The organism is Amycolatopsis sp. NBC_01286, from assembly GCF_035982555.1.
Taxonomy (GTDB): Bacteria; Actinomycetota; Actinomycetes; order Mycobacteriales; family Pseudonocardiaceae; genus Amycolatopsis.
Genome location: NZ_CP108428.1, coordinates 8,431,947 through 8,445,411 on the forward strand (window position 1 = coordinate 8,431,947; position 13,465 = coordinate 8,445,411).

Annotated in this window: 16 protein-coding genes; 7 read left to right on the top strand and 9 right to left on the bottom strand. The window is 72.2% G+C overall.

What is annotated here, in order from left to right; translation table 11 throughout:
* Nucleotides 1–9: 9 nt before the first annotated feature.
* The 3 genes from OG570_RS38455 to OG570_RS38465 form a co-directional block, all read right to left on the bottom strand.
* Nucleotides 10–1,278 (bottom strand): ABC transporter substrate-binding protein, encoded by a 1,269-nt coding sequence (locus OG570_RS38455; RefSeq protein WP_326953742.1) that lies wholly within the window; start codon nucleotides 1,276–1,278, stop codon nucleotides 10–12.
* Complete coding sequence (locus OG570_RS38460) at nucleotides 1,278–2,102, bottom strand: endo alpha-1,4 polygalactosaminidase (RefSeq protein ID WP_326949100.1); 825 nt, start codon at nucleotides 2,100–2,102, stop codon at nucleotides 1,278–1,280. The genes OG570_RS38455 and OG570_RS38460 overlap by 1 nt, the downstream gene beginning before the upstream one ends.
* A 199-nt stretch (nucleotides 2,103–2,301) precedes the next feature.
* Complete coding sequence (locus OG570_RS38465) at nucleotides 2,302–2,838, bottom strand: TetR/AcrR family transcriptional regulator (RefSeq protein ID WP_326953743.1); 537 nt, start codon at nucleotides 2,836–2,838, stop codon at nucleotides 2,302–2,304.
* A 106-nt stretch (nucleotides 2,839–2,944) separates the two neighbouring features.
* Between OG570_RS38465 and OG570_RS38470 the strand changes: the two genes are divergently transcribed.
* Both OG570_RS38470 and OG570_RS38475 read left to right on the top strand, forming a co-directional pair.
* On the top strand, nucleotides 2,945–4,405 hold the full coding sequence (locus tag OG570_RS38470) for an aldehyde dehydrogenase (protein WP_326953744.1): 1,461 nt from the start codon (nucleotides 2,945–2,947) through the stop codon (nucleotides 4,403–4,405).
* Nucleotides 4,402–5,130 (top strand): SDR family NAD(P)-dependent oxidoreductase, encoded by a 729-nt coding sequence (locus OG570_RS38475; RefSeq protein ID WP_326953745.1) that lies wholly within the window; start codon nucleotides 4,402–4,404, stop codon nucleotides 5,128–5,130. Before OG570_RS38470 ends, OG570_RS38475 begins: the two co-directional genes overlap by 4 nt.
* Here OG570_RS38475 and OG570_RS38480 read toward each other — a convergent pair whose 3' ends face one another.
* Together OG570_RS38480 and OG570_RS38485 are read right to left on the bottom strand one after the other, a co-directional pair.
* Nucleotides 5,131–5,679 (bottom strand): pyridoxamine 5'-phosphate oxidase family protein, encoded by a 549-nt coding sequence (locus tag OG570_RS38480; RefSeq protein WP_326949096.1) that lies wholly within the window; start codon nucleotides 5,677–5,679, stop codon nucleotides 5,131–5,133.
* Between the two features lie 16 nt (nucleotides 5,680–5,695).
* Nucleotides 5,696–6,196 carry a winged helix-turn-helix transcriptional regulator gene (locus tag OG570_RS38485; RefSeq protein WP_326953746.1) on the bottom strand — a complete coding sequence of 167 codons (501 nt, stop codon included), beginning with the start codon at nucleotides 6,194–6,196 and terminating at the stop codon, nucleotides 5,696–5,698.
* Nucleotides 6,197–6,329: 133 nt separating this feature from the next.
* Between OG570_RS38485 and OG570_RS38490 the strand changes: the two genes are divergently transcribed.
* Nucleotides 6,330–6,935 carry a VOC family protein gene (locus OG570_RS38490; protein ID WP_326953747.1) on the top strand — a complete coding sequence of 202 codons (606 nt, stop codon included), beginning with the start codon at nucleotides 6,330–6,332 and terminating at the stop codon, nucleotides 6,933–6,935.
* A 7-nt stretch (nucleotides 6,936–6,942) separates the two neighbouring features.
* Here OG570_RS38490 and OG570_RS38495 read toward each other — a convergent pair whose 3' ends face one another.
* Nucleotides 6,943–8,088, bottom strand: coding sequence for an epoxide hydrolase family protein (locus OG570_RS38495; protein WP_326953748.1), 1,146 nt, complete (start codon nucleotides 8,086–8,088; stop codon nucleotides 6,943–6,945).
* A gap of 90 nt (nucleotides 8,089–8,178) precedes the next feature.
* Here OG570_RS38495 and OG570_RS38500 point away from each other — a divergent pair, with 90 nt between their 5' ends.
* The 3 genes from OG570_RS38500 to OG570_RS38510 all read left to right on the top strand — a co-directional run bounded on the left by OG570_RS38500 (nucleotide 8,179) and on the right by OG570_RS38510 (nucleotide 10,052).
* Complete coding sequence (locus OG570_RS38500) at nucleotides 8,179–8,988, top strand: metalloregulator ArsR/SmtB family transcription factor (protein WP_326953749.1); 810 nt, start codon at nucleotides 8,179–8,181, stop codon at nucleotides 8,986–8,988.
* On the top strand, nucleotides 8,985–9,584 hold the full coding sequence (locus tag OG570_RS38505) for a dihydrofolate reductase family protein (RefSeq protein ID WP_326949092.1): 600 nt from the start codon (nucleotides 8,985–8,987) through the stop codon (nucleotides 9,582–9,584). Before OG570_RS38500 ends, OG570_RS38505 begins: the two co-directional genes overlap by 4 nt.
* 177 nt (nucleotides 9,585–9,761) lie before the next feature.
* A complete protein-coding gene (locus tag OG570_RS38510) occupies nucleotides 9,762–10,052 on the top strand; it encodes a DUF1540 domain-containing protein (protein ID WP_247051281.1) in 291 nt (96 codons plus the stop codon).
* Between the two features lie 208 nt (nucleotides 10,053–10,260).
* Here the strand turns inward: OG570_RS38510 and OG570_RS38515 are convergent, their stop codons facing one another.
* On the bottom strand, nucleotides 10,261–11,001 hold the full coding sequence (locus OG570_RS38515) for an SDR family oxidoreductase (protein ID WP_326953750.1): 741 nt from the start codon (nucleotides 10,999–11,001) through the stop codon (nucleotides 10,261–10,263).
* Between the two features lie 132 nt (nucleotides 11,002–11,133).
* Between OG570_RS38515 and OG570_RS38520 the strand changes: the two genes are divergently transcribed.
* Nucleotides 11,134–12,003, top strand: a complete 870-nt coding sequence (locus tag OG570_RS38520) for an RNA polymerase sigma-70 factor (RefSeq protein ID WP_326953751.1) — start codon at nucleotides 11,134–11,136, stop codon at nucleotides 12,001–12,003.
* Between the two features lie 36 nt (nucleotides 12,004–12,039).
* Here the strand turns inward: OG570_RS38520 and OG570_RS38525 are convergent, their stop codons facing one another.
* Both OG570_RS38525 and OG570_RS38530 read right to left on the bottom strand, forming a co-directional pair.
* A complete protein-coding gene (locus OG570_RS38525; RefSeq protein WP_326953752.1) occupies nucleotides 12,040–12,858 on the bottom strand; it encodes a family 1 encapsulin nanocompartment shell protein in 819 nt (272 codons plus the stop codon).
* A 2-nt stretch (nucleotides 12,859–12,860) separates the two neighbouring features.
* Nucleotides 12,861–13,412 carry a hemerythrin domain-containing protein gene (locus OG570_RS38530; RefSeq protein WP_326953753.1) on the bottom strand — a complete coding sequence of 184 codons (552 nt, stop codon included), beginning with the start codon at nucleotides 13,410–13,412 and terminating at the stop codon, nucleotides 12,861–12,863.
* Between the last annotated feature and the right edge of the window lie 53 nt (nucleotides 13,413–13,465).

Below are 13,465 nucleotides of genomic sequence, written 5' to 3' on the forward strand. Positions count from 1 at the left end.
GGCGGCTCCCTAGCGGGGGATGATCAGGGCGGCGTCGGCGGCCGCGGCGCAGTCGCGCAGCGCGTCGGCCGGGGTGGCCCGGCCGAGCAGCACGGCGACGATCGCGGTGCCGACAGCCGCCGACACCTGCGGGTAGGCCGGGTGCACCGGCCGGACCCGCGCGTGGTCCAGAGCGTCGACGAACACCGGCAGCCCCGGTGTTTCGGCGGTTTTCTCCTGCCACGCGGGCAGTTCCTGCGTCCGGCGGCTCAGCGGCAGGCTGCCGGCGCCGTCGTCCCAGCGGACGTCCTGGGCCGGGTCGGCCAGCCAGGACAGGAACGTGCGCGCCGCCGCGACGCGCTCCTCACCGTTGTCGAACAGCGTCCAGGTGTCCGGCCCGGAGATGGTGCCGGGACGGCCGCTGAAGCTGGGCAACGGCACGACCGCGTAGTCGACCCCGGCGTCGGCGATGTCGGGCAGCTGCCACGGCCCGGTGGGGACCATGCCGATGTGCCCGGCTTCGAACGCCTGGTACATCTGCTCGCTGCCGGACTTCGGGTCGAGGTAGACGGCCTTCGCCGCGGCGAGGTCGCGGACGACTTCCAGAGCCCGCACCCCCTGGTCCGCGAACCCGATGCCGCGGCCGCCGGCGCCGATCACGTCGCCGCCGAGGTCCCACACCATCGGCCACAGCCGCCACACGGTGTCCTCGTCGCCGGTGGCGGGCCAAGCGGTGCCGAAGGTGCCGTTGGCCGCGTCGGTGAGCTTCTTCGCCGTCTCGACGAAGTCGCCCCACGTCCAGCCCGCGGCGGGCAGCGGGATCCCGGCCCCGTCGAACAACGTCTTGTTGCACACCACGGCCAGCGAGTCCAGCAGCGCCGGGACCGCGCGCACCCGGCCGTTGACCGTCACCGCTTCCCGCGCCGGGGCCCAGAAACCGGGCCCCGCGTCGACGAGATCGGTGACGTCGACGACGCTCGGGCTGCGCGCGACGCTGGCGAGGTCCGAGCCGAAGACGTAGGCGATGTCGGGGAAGGACCCCGACGCCAGCGCCGCGGTGATCTTCTGCAGCATCGCGTCGGCGAGGACACCGCCGCCGAGATCGATGCGGATCCCCGCGTGGGTCCGGTGGAAGTCCGCGACGAGCTCGTCGAGGACCTTCTTGCCGGTGTCGGTCTGGCCGTGCCAGACCTCGACCGTCACCGGCCCGCCGTCGCTCCCGGTGGCCGCGCCGCACCCGGCCAGCGCGGTGCCGAGGGTGAGACCGCCGACACCGCGCAGGAAACCCCGCCGGTCCATCAGCAGGTCTTGCGGACGTAGCCGGACTCGCCCTTGGGGACGACGTCGAGGTCGCGGCGGACGATACTGAGCGAGCTCCACCGGCTGCAGGCGGTCTTGAGGCCGGCGTCGGTGTACTCGATGACGATCACGTGGTCGCCGAACGCGGGCGTGAACTCGCCGCAGTTCTTCTGCTGGCCGCACTCTTCGGCGATGGCGAAGTCGAGCCCGTTGGCCTGGCGCTGGCCGGCCAGCTCGCTGGTGTTCTTCTGGCCGATCGCGAGGCCCTTTTGGTGGGCGTGCGCGGAAAGCAGGCGGATGTAGGCCTGGGCGTCGCTGTCGGAGAGCAGACCCCGGGAGCGCGTGAAGCTGTCGTAGTTGTCCGGCTCGATCGCCTGGTAACCCCGCGCGGCGCAGTCGTCGACCCAGGCGTTCACCTTGGCCGCGACGCGCGTGCGCTTGTCCGCGGTGTGCAGGTCGAGCAGGGCCTCGTCCCAGTCCTCGTCGACGACGACGTTGCCGTTGGCGTCCCGCAGCAGCAGGTCGCCCCACTCCCCCTCGGCGCCGGGCTGGGACTGGAAAGCGTTGACGTAGCAGATGTTGTAGAGCCCGGCGGCCGGTGCGGCCGTGTGGTCGCGGCTGACGACCTTGACGCCGGACGGCGGCGTGTAGGCGCCGCCGATCTGGTAGTCGAAGCCCGCCTTCACCGGTGGCGGGGTGACCGCGGCCGGGGCGGCCGAGGCCGTGCACGCGGTACCGCCGAGGACGGCGGCCGCGAGCGCGGCACTGGCGAGGAACTGAACGCGGGAGAAGGGCATCATCGAACTCCGGATGATGGTGGGCACGACCCCGCCTCGGACCACGAGCGCGTCCTGGCGACTCAGTCCGGGCTCGCGGCGGAGGCCGACATACCGGCTGGGCGTACCTCTGACGTCGGGCGTCCGTTCCGACGTGCCCAGAAGTAAAGCGAGCAGAACCGGGCATGTCAAGTGCTCGATACTGGGGTTTCTCCGTCGTTAATGGACAGTTTCGAGCAGTAACCACTCAGTGTGCGCCGACTCCGCGCAGCAGGGTGGCGACGAGCAGGTCCGCCGCCTCCGGGGCGCTCGACGGCTGCCGCGAGGCCAGGTGCAGCAGCTGGATCACGACGTCGGACACCCAGCCCGCCGGGACGTCCGCCCGGAAGACGCCCTCCACGGTGGCGCGCGCGATGAACGCGTCCACCTCGGCGCTCACCCGGCCGCGACGGTCCTGAATGGACGGTTCGGCCCGCATCCGGGTCAGCTCGACCGGCCACTTGCGGTTGACCTCGATGATGCCTTCGGCGTAGCGGTGCAGGGCCACCGGGACGGGCGCCTCGCGCAGCCGCGCGTGGTCGACGGCCTCCTCGACCGCCGTCAGCCGGGCGTCGTAGATCGCGGCCAGCAGCTCGTCACGGGACGCGAAGTGACGGTAGACGGTGCGGCGGTCCACGCCGGCCGCGGCGGCGATCGCGGCGACGCCGGTCGCCGGGTCCTCGGCGAGCATGCGCGCGCCCGTCGTCAGGACGGTCTCGAGGTTGCGGACCGCGTCGGCTCTCATGACCTCAAGTTACCACGTAGTTGTGACTGTAACGCAGCTTACTGTCACGCTCGGAATGCTCTAAGCCCAGTAAGCGCTACAGTGGTGTGACAAATAGGAGGCGACCGTGATCACCTACGACAAGCTCTTCATCGGTGGCGAGTGGACCGAGCCGAGCGGCCCGGACCTGCTGGACCTGGTGTCCCCGCACGACCAGTCGCCGCTCGGCCGCGCCGCGCAGGCCCTCCCGGCCGACGTCGACCGCGCCGTCGCCGCGGCCCGCGCCGCCTTCGACGACGGCGCCTGGCCGAACACCCCGCCCGCCGACCGGATCGCCGTGCTCCGCAAGCTCAACGCGCTGCGCGAGGCGCGCGCGGACGACGTCGCCGCGATCATCTCCGCCGAGAACGGCTCGGCGCTCTGGTTCACCCGAGCTGGTCAGACCGGGCTGACCCGGCAGGCGAACGCCTACCTCGAGGCGGCCCAAGGATTCGGCTGGGAGGAGACCCTGACGCCGTCCGACCCGGGCGCGCCGGTCCGCTCGGTCGTGCGCCGGGAGGCGATCGGTGTGGTCGCCGCGATCATCCCGTGGAACTCGCCGTTCTCCGCCGCGCTGGCCAAGGTCATCCCGGCGCTGCTGGCCGGGAACACCGTGGTGCTCAAGGTTTCCCCGGAGAATTCGCTCAGCATGAACCTGCTCGCCGGGCTGCTGGCCGACGCCGGGCTGCCGCGCGGCGTCGTCAGCGTGCTGCCGGCGGACCGCGAGACCAGCGAGTACCTGGTGAAGCACCCGGACGTCGACAAGGTCGCGTTCACCGGCTCGACCCGCGCGGGCCGCCGGATCGCTTCACTGGCCGGGGAACAGCTCAAGCGCGTCAGCCTCGAACTCGGCGGCAAGTCCGCGGCCGTCATCCTGCCCGACGCCGACCTCGGCGCGGCGATCCAGGGCCTGAAGTTCGGTTCCCTGCTCAACAACGGCGAGGCGTGCATCGCCCAGACCCGCATCCTCGCGCCGCGCGGCCGGTATCACGAGGTCGTCGCCGGGCTCAAGGAGATGGTGGAGTCGCTGCCGGTCGGCGACCCCGCCGACGAGAAGACGTTCATCGGCCCGATGGTCCGGCCCGACCAGCAGCAGCGGGTGAGGGACTACATCGCGCTCGGCGTCGAGGAAGGCGCCCGGCTCGTCACCGGCGGCGCGCAGGTCCCGGCCGGGCTGGAACTCGGCAACTACGTCACGCCGACGCTGTTCGCCGACGTCTCGAACACGATGCGCATCGCCCAGGAGGAGATCTTCGGACCGGTGCTGGTCGTGATCGCCTACGACGACTCGGACGGCACCGTGGACGACGCCGTGCGCATCGCCAACGAGTCCGAATACGGGCTCTCCGGCGGGGTCTGGTCCGCGGACCGGGAGCACGCGCTCGCCGTGGCCCGCCGCCTGCGGACCGGCACCGTCACGGTCAACGGCGCGCCCATCGGCTTCGACGGCCCCTTCGGCGGCTTCAAGGCCAGCGGTTTCGGCCGCGAATACGGCGTTGTCGGGCTCACGCAGTACATCGAGTACAAGACCGTCACGGTGCCGGCGTGACCGCGCCGGTCGCCCTGGTCACGGGCGCGAACAAGGGCGTCGGCCTGGCCACCGCCCGGCAGCTGGCCGAACGGGGGTTCACCGTGCTCCTCGGCAGCCGCGACGCCGGCCGCGGCGCCGCGGCCGCCCGGGAGCTGACCGGCCTCGCCGTGCGGCCCGTGGCGATCGACGTCACGGACCAGGCGTCGGTCGACGCCGCGGCCGGCTACCTCAAGTGCGAGTACGGCCGCCTGGACGTCCTGGTGAACAACGCGGGGCTGCTCGTGCGCAAGCACGCGACCGACGTCACCGCCGACGACCTGCGCCCCGAGTTCGAGACCAACGTGTTCGGGCTGGTCCGGGTGATCCACGCGATGCTGCCGCTGCTGCGGGAGTCACCGTCGCCGCGGATCGTCAACGTGGCGAGCAACTCCGCGATCTTCGCGAAGGCCACCGAACCGGGGTCGATGTTCGCCCGCTCGCACGAGTCGTTCGCCTACTCGGCGACGAAGGCCGCGGTGAACATGCTGACCGTCAAGTACGCCAACGCTTTCCTCGACGACCCGGCACTGGCGCACGTGAAGGTCAACGCCGTCACGCCGGGCTACGTCGCCACCGAGCTGAACGGCTTCCAGGGCGTGCGCACGACCGACGAGGGCGCGCGGGTTTCCGTCCACTGGGCCACGATCGGCGACGACGGCCCGACCGGCGGGTTCTTCGACGAGGACGGGCCGCTGCCGTGGTGATCAGCCGCGCGCGGGCACGGCGCTGGTGTGGGTGAACTCGACGGTCGAGAGCATCGAGGTGTCCGAAGCGGGGGTGCGCTGCCGGCCGAACGTGAGCACCTTCGCCGGCTCCACCGCGAAGATCAGGGCGTCGTTGCCGCCCTGGCGCAGGCCGTCGTCGCCCACCTCGTACTTCCAGCTGCCGTCCCACTTCTCCAGGTACGCGGCGGCGAGCCGTTCGAGGGTCGGCCGGTCGGTGACGCGCCGCGCCTCGCCCTCGACCATGACGTCGAGGCCGTCGTCCCAGCTGTTGCGGCCGGTCGTCAGCACGACGTGCGGGTTCGCGGTCAGGTTGAGGCACTTCTGTTCGGTGGCCCCGGTCCCGAAGCAGAGCTTGCCGTCCAGCCACACCGCGACCAGCGGCGTGACGTGCGGGCGGCCGTCCGCGCGGACGGTGGTGAGCCAGCTGATCTGCGCGGTTTCGAGCACTTCCCGCGTCGTGGCCCAGTCGGTGGGCCGCGCGCCGGGGTCGCTGAACCGGTCGTCGAGGCGGATCGTCGGGTCGTTCATCGGTGAACTCCGATCATCAGTGGGTGAGGGAAGCGGTGTAGGCGGCCTCCATCCGGGCCGCGACGGTGGGACCGTCCGGCGCTGGGCCACGCCGGGCGCCCGGCCCGAGGTGGGTTTCCCGCAGTTCGTCCATGAAGGCGTCCCACAGCGGTGGGCCCCCGGCGGTGAGCACCCCGGCGCGGGCGGCGTAGGCGTCGCCCACCGGGAGGTGCCGGACGCCCCAGGTGCTGAGCTGGACCAGCACGGGCACCAGCTCGATCGCCTGCTCGGTGAGGCTGTAGGTGACCTTCTGCTTGTGCGTGGGATCGCCGGCCCGGGTGAGCATCCCGTGCTCGACGAGCACGGCGAGCCGATCGGCGAGGACGTTCGACGAGATCCGCTCGGGCCCGCCGAGCAGCTCGCGGAAGTGCCGCGCACCGGCGAAAACGACGTCACGCAGCACGAGCAGGGTCCAGCGGTCGCCGAAGATCTCCAGCGACAGGTTGATCGGACAGCCCGACCGCGTGTCCTTGCGCACTGCTCTCACCTCAGGACTGGTTGCATTACCGCACCAGTATGACGCACGGCACCGGCGGTAGCAAATCGGCGGCGATGAGGCCATCTTGAGGGGTGCGGCGCCGAACGGGCCGCGCAGAGCCGAAGGGGTTCCGATGCCGGACATGAAGCTCGAGATCGTCGTCCTCCCCGTCTCCGACGTCGACCGGGCCAAAGCCTTCTACACGGCGCTCGGCTGGCGGGAAGACGCCGACTTCCCGGGCGCGGGCGGGTTCCGGGTGATCCAGCTGACGCCGCCGGGGTCACCCGCCTCGGTGATCTTCGGCAGCGGGATCACCGACGCCGCACCGGGTTCCGCCCAGGGGCTGCACCTCGTCGTCACCGACATCGAGGCCACCCGGGCCCGGCTCGCCGAACAGGGCGTCGAGATCAGCGAGGTCTTCCACGACGCGGGTGGCGTCTTCCACCACGCCGGCACCGAAGCGCGGGTCAGCGGCCCGGACCCGGACCACACCAGCTACGCGTCGTTCGCCTCGTTCAGCGACCCGGACGGCAACGGCTGGGTGCTGCAGGAGATCACCACGCGGCTGCCCGGCCGGGTGACCGACGTGACGTTCTCGTCCGCGGCCGAGCTGGCCGGCGCCCTGCGCCGGGCCGCGGCCGCGCACGGGGAGCACGAGAAGGAACTCGGGCACCAGGACGCGGACTGGCCGGCGTGGTACGCCGAATACCTGGTGCGGCACGGGCTTTCGGGTACGTGAGCCGCGGTCAGCGGTAGGGGCGGAAGAACTCCCGCAGCTCCCGGGCGTAGACCTCCGGCTCCTCGAACGCGGCGAAGTGCCCGCCGTGCTCGGGTTCGGTGACGCGCACGGTGTTCGCCGTCCGCTCCAGCCACGCCCGCGGTGGCCGCACGACGTCGCCGCGGAACAACGCGAACCCGGACGGCACCTCGACGCGGCGGGCGAGCTGCTCGGCCGGGATCGCCGAATTCGCGTGGTACATCCGCATCGACGAGCCGATCGTGCCGGTCAGCCAGTAGATCATGACGTTGGTCAGGATCTCGTCCTTCGTGTAGCTCCGCTCGACGTCGCCGCCGGTGTCGCTCCAGCTCTGCAGCTTCTCGACGATCCACGCGGCCAGCCCGGCCGGCGAGTCGTTGAGGGCCGCCGCCGCCGTTTGCGGCTTCGTGCGGTGCATCGCGGCGTACGCGCCCTCCGTCGCGCCCCACGCCGCGACGGTCTCGAACCACGCGAGCTCCTCCGGCGCCAGCTCCGCCCGGTCGCCCGAGAAGATCGGGAGGCCCGCGTCCGTGCGGTGGACCGCCACCACCCGGTCCGGGTGGTCGAGCGCGAGGTACCGGCTGACGTGGCTGCCCACGTCCCCGCCCGCCGCGCCGAACCGCGCGTAACCCAAGCCCGCCATCAGTTCCGCCCACAACCCGGCAACGGCGATGGAGTCCAGCGGCGGCCCGGCCGGCCGGTCGGAGTAGCCGAAGCCCGGCATGTCGGGCACGACCACGTCGAACGCGTCGGCGGGGTCGCCACCGTGCGCGCCCGGATCGGTCAGCAGCGGGATCACCTTGCTGTAGCGCCAGAACGAGTCCGGCCAGCCGTGGCTGAGCACGAGCGGGAACGCGGGCCCGGCCGCCTTCGCGTGGACGAAGTGGATGCCGAGGCCGCCGACCGGAGCCCGGAAGCGGGGCAGCTCCCCCAGCTCGGCTTCCCGCGCGGGCCAGTCGAACCCGTCCGCCCAGTAGGCGACCAGCTCGCGGAGGTAGCCGACGTCGGTCCCGAGCGACCACCCGGCGTCCTCCGGCGAGTCCGGGAAGCGGGTCGCGCGCAGCCGTGCGCGCAGGTCGTCGAGCACCGCGGGCTCGGTCTTCGGGGCGAACGGCTCAGGCGTGATCTCCGGCATGCCCGCACCCTACGACCCGATGCGGCGGCCGAGATCCCACCCGAAGATATTCCTTGACAAGAATATTCCTTTCAGTGAATACTTCAGGCCATGGACGAGATCGCGGCAGCACTGGGAGACGGAGCGCGGTGGCGCATCGTGGAGCTCCTCGCGGAGCGGCCGCGGTCCGTCGGCGAGCTGGCCGAGAGCACCGGCCTGCGGCAACCGCAGACCACCAAGCACCTGCAGACCCTCGCCCGCGCCGGCCTCGTCACCATGGCTCCGCTCGGGCAGCGCCGGGTCTACGCGCTCGAAGCGGGCCCGCTCGCCGCCCTCGAAACGCGGCTGCGGGAACTGGTCGGCGCCATCGAGGCGCACGCCGGCACCCGGGACGTCCTGGCGCGCTACCAAGCCGCGATCGAGGCGGAGACCGCCGCCGCGGACCGGCGGCGGTGGGCGGACGGGCGCACCTTCTCCTTCGACCGCGTCCTGCCGGCGGCCCCGGACGTCGTCTGGCGGCACTGGGTCGACCCGGACCTGCTCGCGTCGTGGTGGGCGCCGCCGTCGCTGACGATCACCGAGTGCGTCCTCGAGCCGGCACCCGGCGGGCGCGTCGTGCTCGACTACCGCGACGCCGAGGGGCACTACCGCTCCGAAGGACGGGTCCACGCCGCCGACGGACCCGGGCACCTCGCGTTCGAGCTCTCGGTGCTCGACGCGACCGGGCAGGTCTCCTTCACCGGCCACTACGACCTGACGCTGACCGCGGATCCGGGCGGCACCCGCCTGCGGCTCGGCCTGCGCATCACCGAAACGACCGTCGAGGCCGCCGCGTTCGTCGCCGGGATCGAAACCGGCTGGGGCCAGGTGCTCGACCACCTCACCGCCACACTCACCCGACAAGAAGGACCACGCTCATGACCAGCACGACCGGCCGCAAGGTCACCGCGAACATCGCCCTCACCCTCGACGGGCACTACAACGGCCCCGCCGGCCCCGCCGACTTCGGCGCCATCGCCCCGTACGTGACCACCGACGTCGCCCGGGACCACATGACGCGCATCTGGGAGAACGCGACGACGGCGGTGCTCGGCCGCAACAACGCCGAAGGCTTCCTCGGCTTCTGGCCGTCGGTCGCCGGGGACGAGAACGCCGACCCGCGCGACCGCGGCTACGCGAAGTGGCTCGTCGACACGGAGAAGGTCGTCCTGTCGACCACCCTGACCGAGGCGCCGTGGGAACGCGCCCGCGTCGTGAACGCCCCCGCGGCCGACGTCGTCACCGACCTCAAGACCACCGGCGCGGGCGAGATCCTCGTCAACAGCAGCGCGAGCGTCATCAAGCCGCTCCTCGCGGCGGACCTGATCGACCGGCTCTACCTGCTGATCTGCCCCGAGATCACCGGTGGCGGCGGCCGCCTGTTCGAGGACGGCCTGCCCGCGAGCAAATGGACGCTCGCCCGCCACGAAGCCGGGGCGCTGGGCGAAACCGCCGTGATCTACGACCGCGTGCGCTGACCGGCGGCTTCACCCGAAGCGCTTTGTCGACGCGGCGGGGGTCTTCGCGCCTCGATCACCCGACCGGGGCGGGAAGCCGAGTGAAAGATCACCATCCGGATTGCCGGGTTCCGGAGCCGGTGGCAGCGTCGGACGCGCCCGAACGCCCACCACCACCACGAAACCCGGGAGCCCGGTATGACGACGACCGAAATGCCTGCCGTCCACGAGTGCACCGTCAGCGGCTGTTCCTACAACGACGACGGCTGCCACGCCTTCGCCATCACCGTCGGCGGCGACAACGGCTCGGCCGACTGCGGCACCTTCGTGCCGCTGAACACCAAGGGCGGCCTCGACCGCGTCACCGCGCAGGTCGGCGCCTGCTCCCGCGCGGACTGCCGGCACAACGCGGCGCTGGAGTGCACCGCCTCGAGCGTCCGGATCGGCGCCGGCGGCGGCACGGCGAACTGCCTGACCTACCAGAAGTAGGCCGGCCCCGGGTGGACGCCGCGCGTCCACCCGGGACACCTCACCCGACCGGCTTCCCGGCCGGGGTCGAGGTCACTCGCGAACGCGGGGCGCCGGTGGCTCACCATTCAGGTGCTCCATGCCGCGTGCCGCCGCCACGCGTCCTCGGCGTCCACAGTAGACAGTGCGGCGTCGGTGCGGCCCGCGCCGCCGGAGCCGATCACCCGCGTCATCGGGCCAGCCACTCCGCCAGCCGGGTCTCCGCGACCTGCGCGCCCGGCCCCGGCAGGAGGCTGTCCTTCTCCAGCAGCGTCCCGAAATAGCGTGCCCGCGGGTCGGAGACGACCTCGCGCGCGTCGGACCGCGCGGCCAGCACCGTGCGGACCCACTCGTCGAGGCCGAACACCTCCGGACCGCCGATCTCGATCGTGCCGCCGACCGGCGCGCCGGCCGCGGCCCGGCCGACCGCCGCGGCCACCTCGGCGGCCGCGATCGGCTGGACCCCGCCGCTGGGCAGGCGCACGACGCCGTCCGTCGTCGCGGTGTCCGCGATGCCGCCGGCGAACTCGAAGAACTGGGTCGCGCGCACGATCGTGTAAGGCAGGCCGGCGTCCTCGATCAGCGCTTCCTGCGCGACTTTCGCCCGCAGGTAGCCGGACTCGGGCAGCCGCTCCGAGCCGACCACGGAGAGCGCGACGTAGTGCCCGACCCCGGCTTCTTCGGCGGCGCCGACGAGGTTCCCGGTCGCGGTGCGGAAGAACGCCATGACGTCGTCGTCCGCGAACGACGGCGAATTCGACACGTCGACCAGGACGTCCGCGCCCTGGAGCACTTCCTTCAGCCCTTCGCCCGTGATCGTGTCCACGCCGGTGCTGGGCGCGGCGGGCACCGCCTGGTGGCCGTGCTCCCCCAGCCGGGCCACGACGGTCGAGCCGATGAGTCCGGTACCGCCGATGACGACGATCTTCATGGTGTTCCTTTCGTCGGTGGTGTTCGTCAGGGAAGACAAGACAGCCCGCCGGAACGTGACAGCGACCTGCCTCACACCGCGGCCACCGCTAGGCTCAGGGCCAGGCCCGAAACGGTGTGGCGAAGGGGATTCATGGACGTGACCGCCGACCTGGACGACGCGGCCGCCGTCTTCGCCGAGGTCCGGCCGCGGTTGTTCGGCATCGCCTACCGGATGCTGGGCGGCGTGGCCGACGCCGAAGACCTGCTGCAGGAGGTCTGGCTGCGGTGGCAGACCTGCGACCGGTCGGCCGTCACCAATCCGGCCGCCTACCTCGCCACGACGACCACGCGGCTGGCCATCAACGCGGGCAAGACCGCCCGCGCGCGGCACGAGACCTACGTCGGGCCGTGGCTGCCGGAGCCGGTGGACACCTCGGCCGACCCGCAGCTCGGTGCCGAACGCGCCGCGGCGCTGGAACTCGCGGTCCTGGTGCTGCTGGAAAGCCTGACGCCGACCGAGCGCGCGGCGTACGTGCTGCGCGAAGCGTTCGACTACCCGTACCGGCAGATCGCCGAGATCGTCCGGACGACGGAACCCACGGCCCGCCAGCTGGTCAGCCGCGCCCGCAAGCACCTCGCGGCCGGCCGCCGCGCCCCGGCGAGCGCCCCCGAGCAGCGGCGCCTGCTGACGGCGTTCGTCGCCGCGGCCCAGGCGGGCGACCTGGCGGCGTTGGAGGACCTGTTCGCGGCGGACGTGGTGAGCTGCTCCGACGGCGGCGGCGTCGCCCGCGCGTCGCGCGTCCCGGTCCACGGCGCGACGACGGTGGCGAAGTACGTCCGTGCGTTCGCGGAGCGCTTCTGGGTGGGTGTCGAGGTGGCGCCGGTGGTCGTCAACGGCCTGGACGCGGTGGTCCTGCGGCGTGCCGGCGTCGCGTTCGCGGTCCTGACCGTCGCGGCCTCGGCCGAGGGCATCGACCAGGTCTTCTGGATGATGAACCCCGCCAAGCTCGCGGCGGTGTAGCCGGTCCGTCCACTGAGGACGGACCGGCTCACGCGCTCAGGCCGTGAGGGTGATCGCGGCGTCCGGTTCCGAGACCCGGAAGCTGAAGCTCTCCTCCAGGTACAGCGTCACGCTCTCGGCGTCGTGGTGGCTGTAGCCGACCGCGAGGTCCTGGCCCAGCTCCAGGAAGAAGTCGCCGCCGGCGAGGCTCAGGACCATCGCGCCGTCCAGGCCGGGGGCGCGGACGATCTTGCCGCCGCCGAGGACGCGGCGGACGTGGTCGAAGACCAGCTGGCCGCCGTGCTCGGTGCTCTCCACGATCCGGGTGTAGCCCGCCGGGCCGATCGCGAGGCCGTACGGGCCGTCGATGCCCGCGCGGCGCAGCGTGTCCACCGCCCGGGCGATCACGCCGGGGTACGCCTCGGCGTTCTCCCCCAGCGCCGGCCGGTCGTACGGGCACGTCTCGGCGATGCCGGTCATCCCCGCCGCCGCCCAGCCGTGGAACACCGCGCGGTTCTCGACCATCGCGATCTGCTTCGCCGCGCGGTCGAGGTCGTCGAACTCCAGGTCGTCGGCGCCGCGCTCGGCGTCGTCCAGCTCCGTGCGGGACACGGTGAACGGGACGCGGACCTCGGCCAGCGGCAGCACCCGGCGCTGCCGCACGAGGACGCCTTCCTCACCGTCGGGCAGGGAGGACCCCTTGAGCGAAGTGGTCCGGCCCAGGTCGGTGGCGGAGTACTGCCAGCCGTGCGGACCGGCGACGTCGACCAGGCGCCGGGCGGCGAGGTGGGTGTGCAGCCGTTCCTTCGCCTCGGCGTCGACCTCCTTCCACCCCGCGTCCGAGATCGGGGCCAGACCGCGCATCAGGTGGTTCATGTTCAATCCCGTTCCTTGAGGCTGCCGATACCGAGTGAGCCGTCGCCGGGCCCGGTACCGAGTTCCGCTTCGACGTACTCTTCCGGGTCGATGTCGCTGACGTCGAGATCGCGCGCACCCTCGTGCTGCCGCTTGAACTCGACGAACTTGCGGCCGAGCTCTTCGCGCAGACCGCGGTCGGCGTGACGCCGGAAGTCGGCCAAACCCTCGTCCTCCTCCTCGGCCATGTGCTCGCTGTTCGCCATCCTGGCCTTCCGGACGGCGTCGAGCCAAGCGGTGCTGCCGACGGGGTGCAACGCGGCCTCGTGGACGCCGTCGCGGATGTCGTTGTGGTCGCCGATCGCGTCGAGCGTCTCCTCCTTCGCGTCTTCGCCGCGGCGGAGCAGGTGCGGGTAGAAGATCTCCTCCTCCGCCCGCGCGTGCACGTCGAGCAGGTCGGCCAGCGGTTGCCAGACCGCCGCCAGCTCACCGGCGTCGGAGATGTCGTCCATGCGGGCGAACTGCCGCCGGAACCAGTCGTGGTCGTCGAGGATGAGGCTGGTGATGTCGGCCATGCGGTCAGCCCCTGACCCGCGGTGTGGTGGAAGTAGCCATGTCCGTCTCTACC

Coding starts and splice junctions, on each gene's coding strand:
- OG570_RS38455 (WP_326953742.1), bottom strand. CDS start 1,278: ATGGACCGGCGGGGTTTCCTGCGCGGTGTCGGCGGTCTCACCCTCGGC.
- OG570_RS38465 (WP_326953743.1), bottom strand. CDS start 2,838: ATGAGAGCCGACGCGGTCCGCAACCTCGAGACCGTCCTGACGACGGGC.
- OG570_RS38480 (WP_326949096.1), bottom strand. CDS start 5,679: ATGAACGACCCGACGATCCGCCTCGACGACCGGTTCAGCGACCCCGGC.
- OG570_RS38490 (WP_326953747.1), top strand. CDS start 6,330: ATGCCGGACATGAAGCTCGAGATCGTCGTCCTCCCCGTCTCCGACGTC.
- OG570_RS38495 (WP_326953748.1), bottom strand. CDS start 8,088: ATGCCGGAGATCACGCCTGAGCCGTTCGCCCCGAAGACCGAGCCCGCG.
- OG570_RS38500 (WP_326953749.1), top strand. CDS start 8,179: ATGGACGAGATCGCGGCAGCACTGGGAGACGGAGCGCGGTGGCGCATC.
- OG570_RS38505 (WP_326949092.1), top strand. CDS start 8,985: ATGACCAGCACGACCGGCCGCAAGGTCACCGCGAACATCGCCCTCACC.
- OG570_RS38510 (WP_247051281.1), top strand. CDS start 9,762: ATGACGACGACCGAAATGCCTGCCGTCCACGAGTGCACCGTCAGCGGC.
- OG570_RS38515 (WP_326953750.1), bottom strand. CDS start 11,001: ATGAAGATCGTCGTCATCGGCGGTACCGGACTCATCGGCTCGACCGTC.
- OG570_RS38520 (WP_326953751.1), top strand. CDS start 11,134: ATGGACGTGACCGCCGACCTGGACGACGCGGCCGCCGTCTTCGCCGAG.
- OG570_RS38525 (WP_326953752.1), bottom strand. CDS start 12,858: ATGAACCACCTGATGCGCGGTCTGGCCCCGATCTCGGACGCGGGGTGG.
- OG570_RS38530 (WP_326953753.1), bottom strand. CDS start 13,412: ATGGCCGACATCACCAGCCTCATCCTCGACGACCACGACTGGTTCCGG.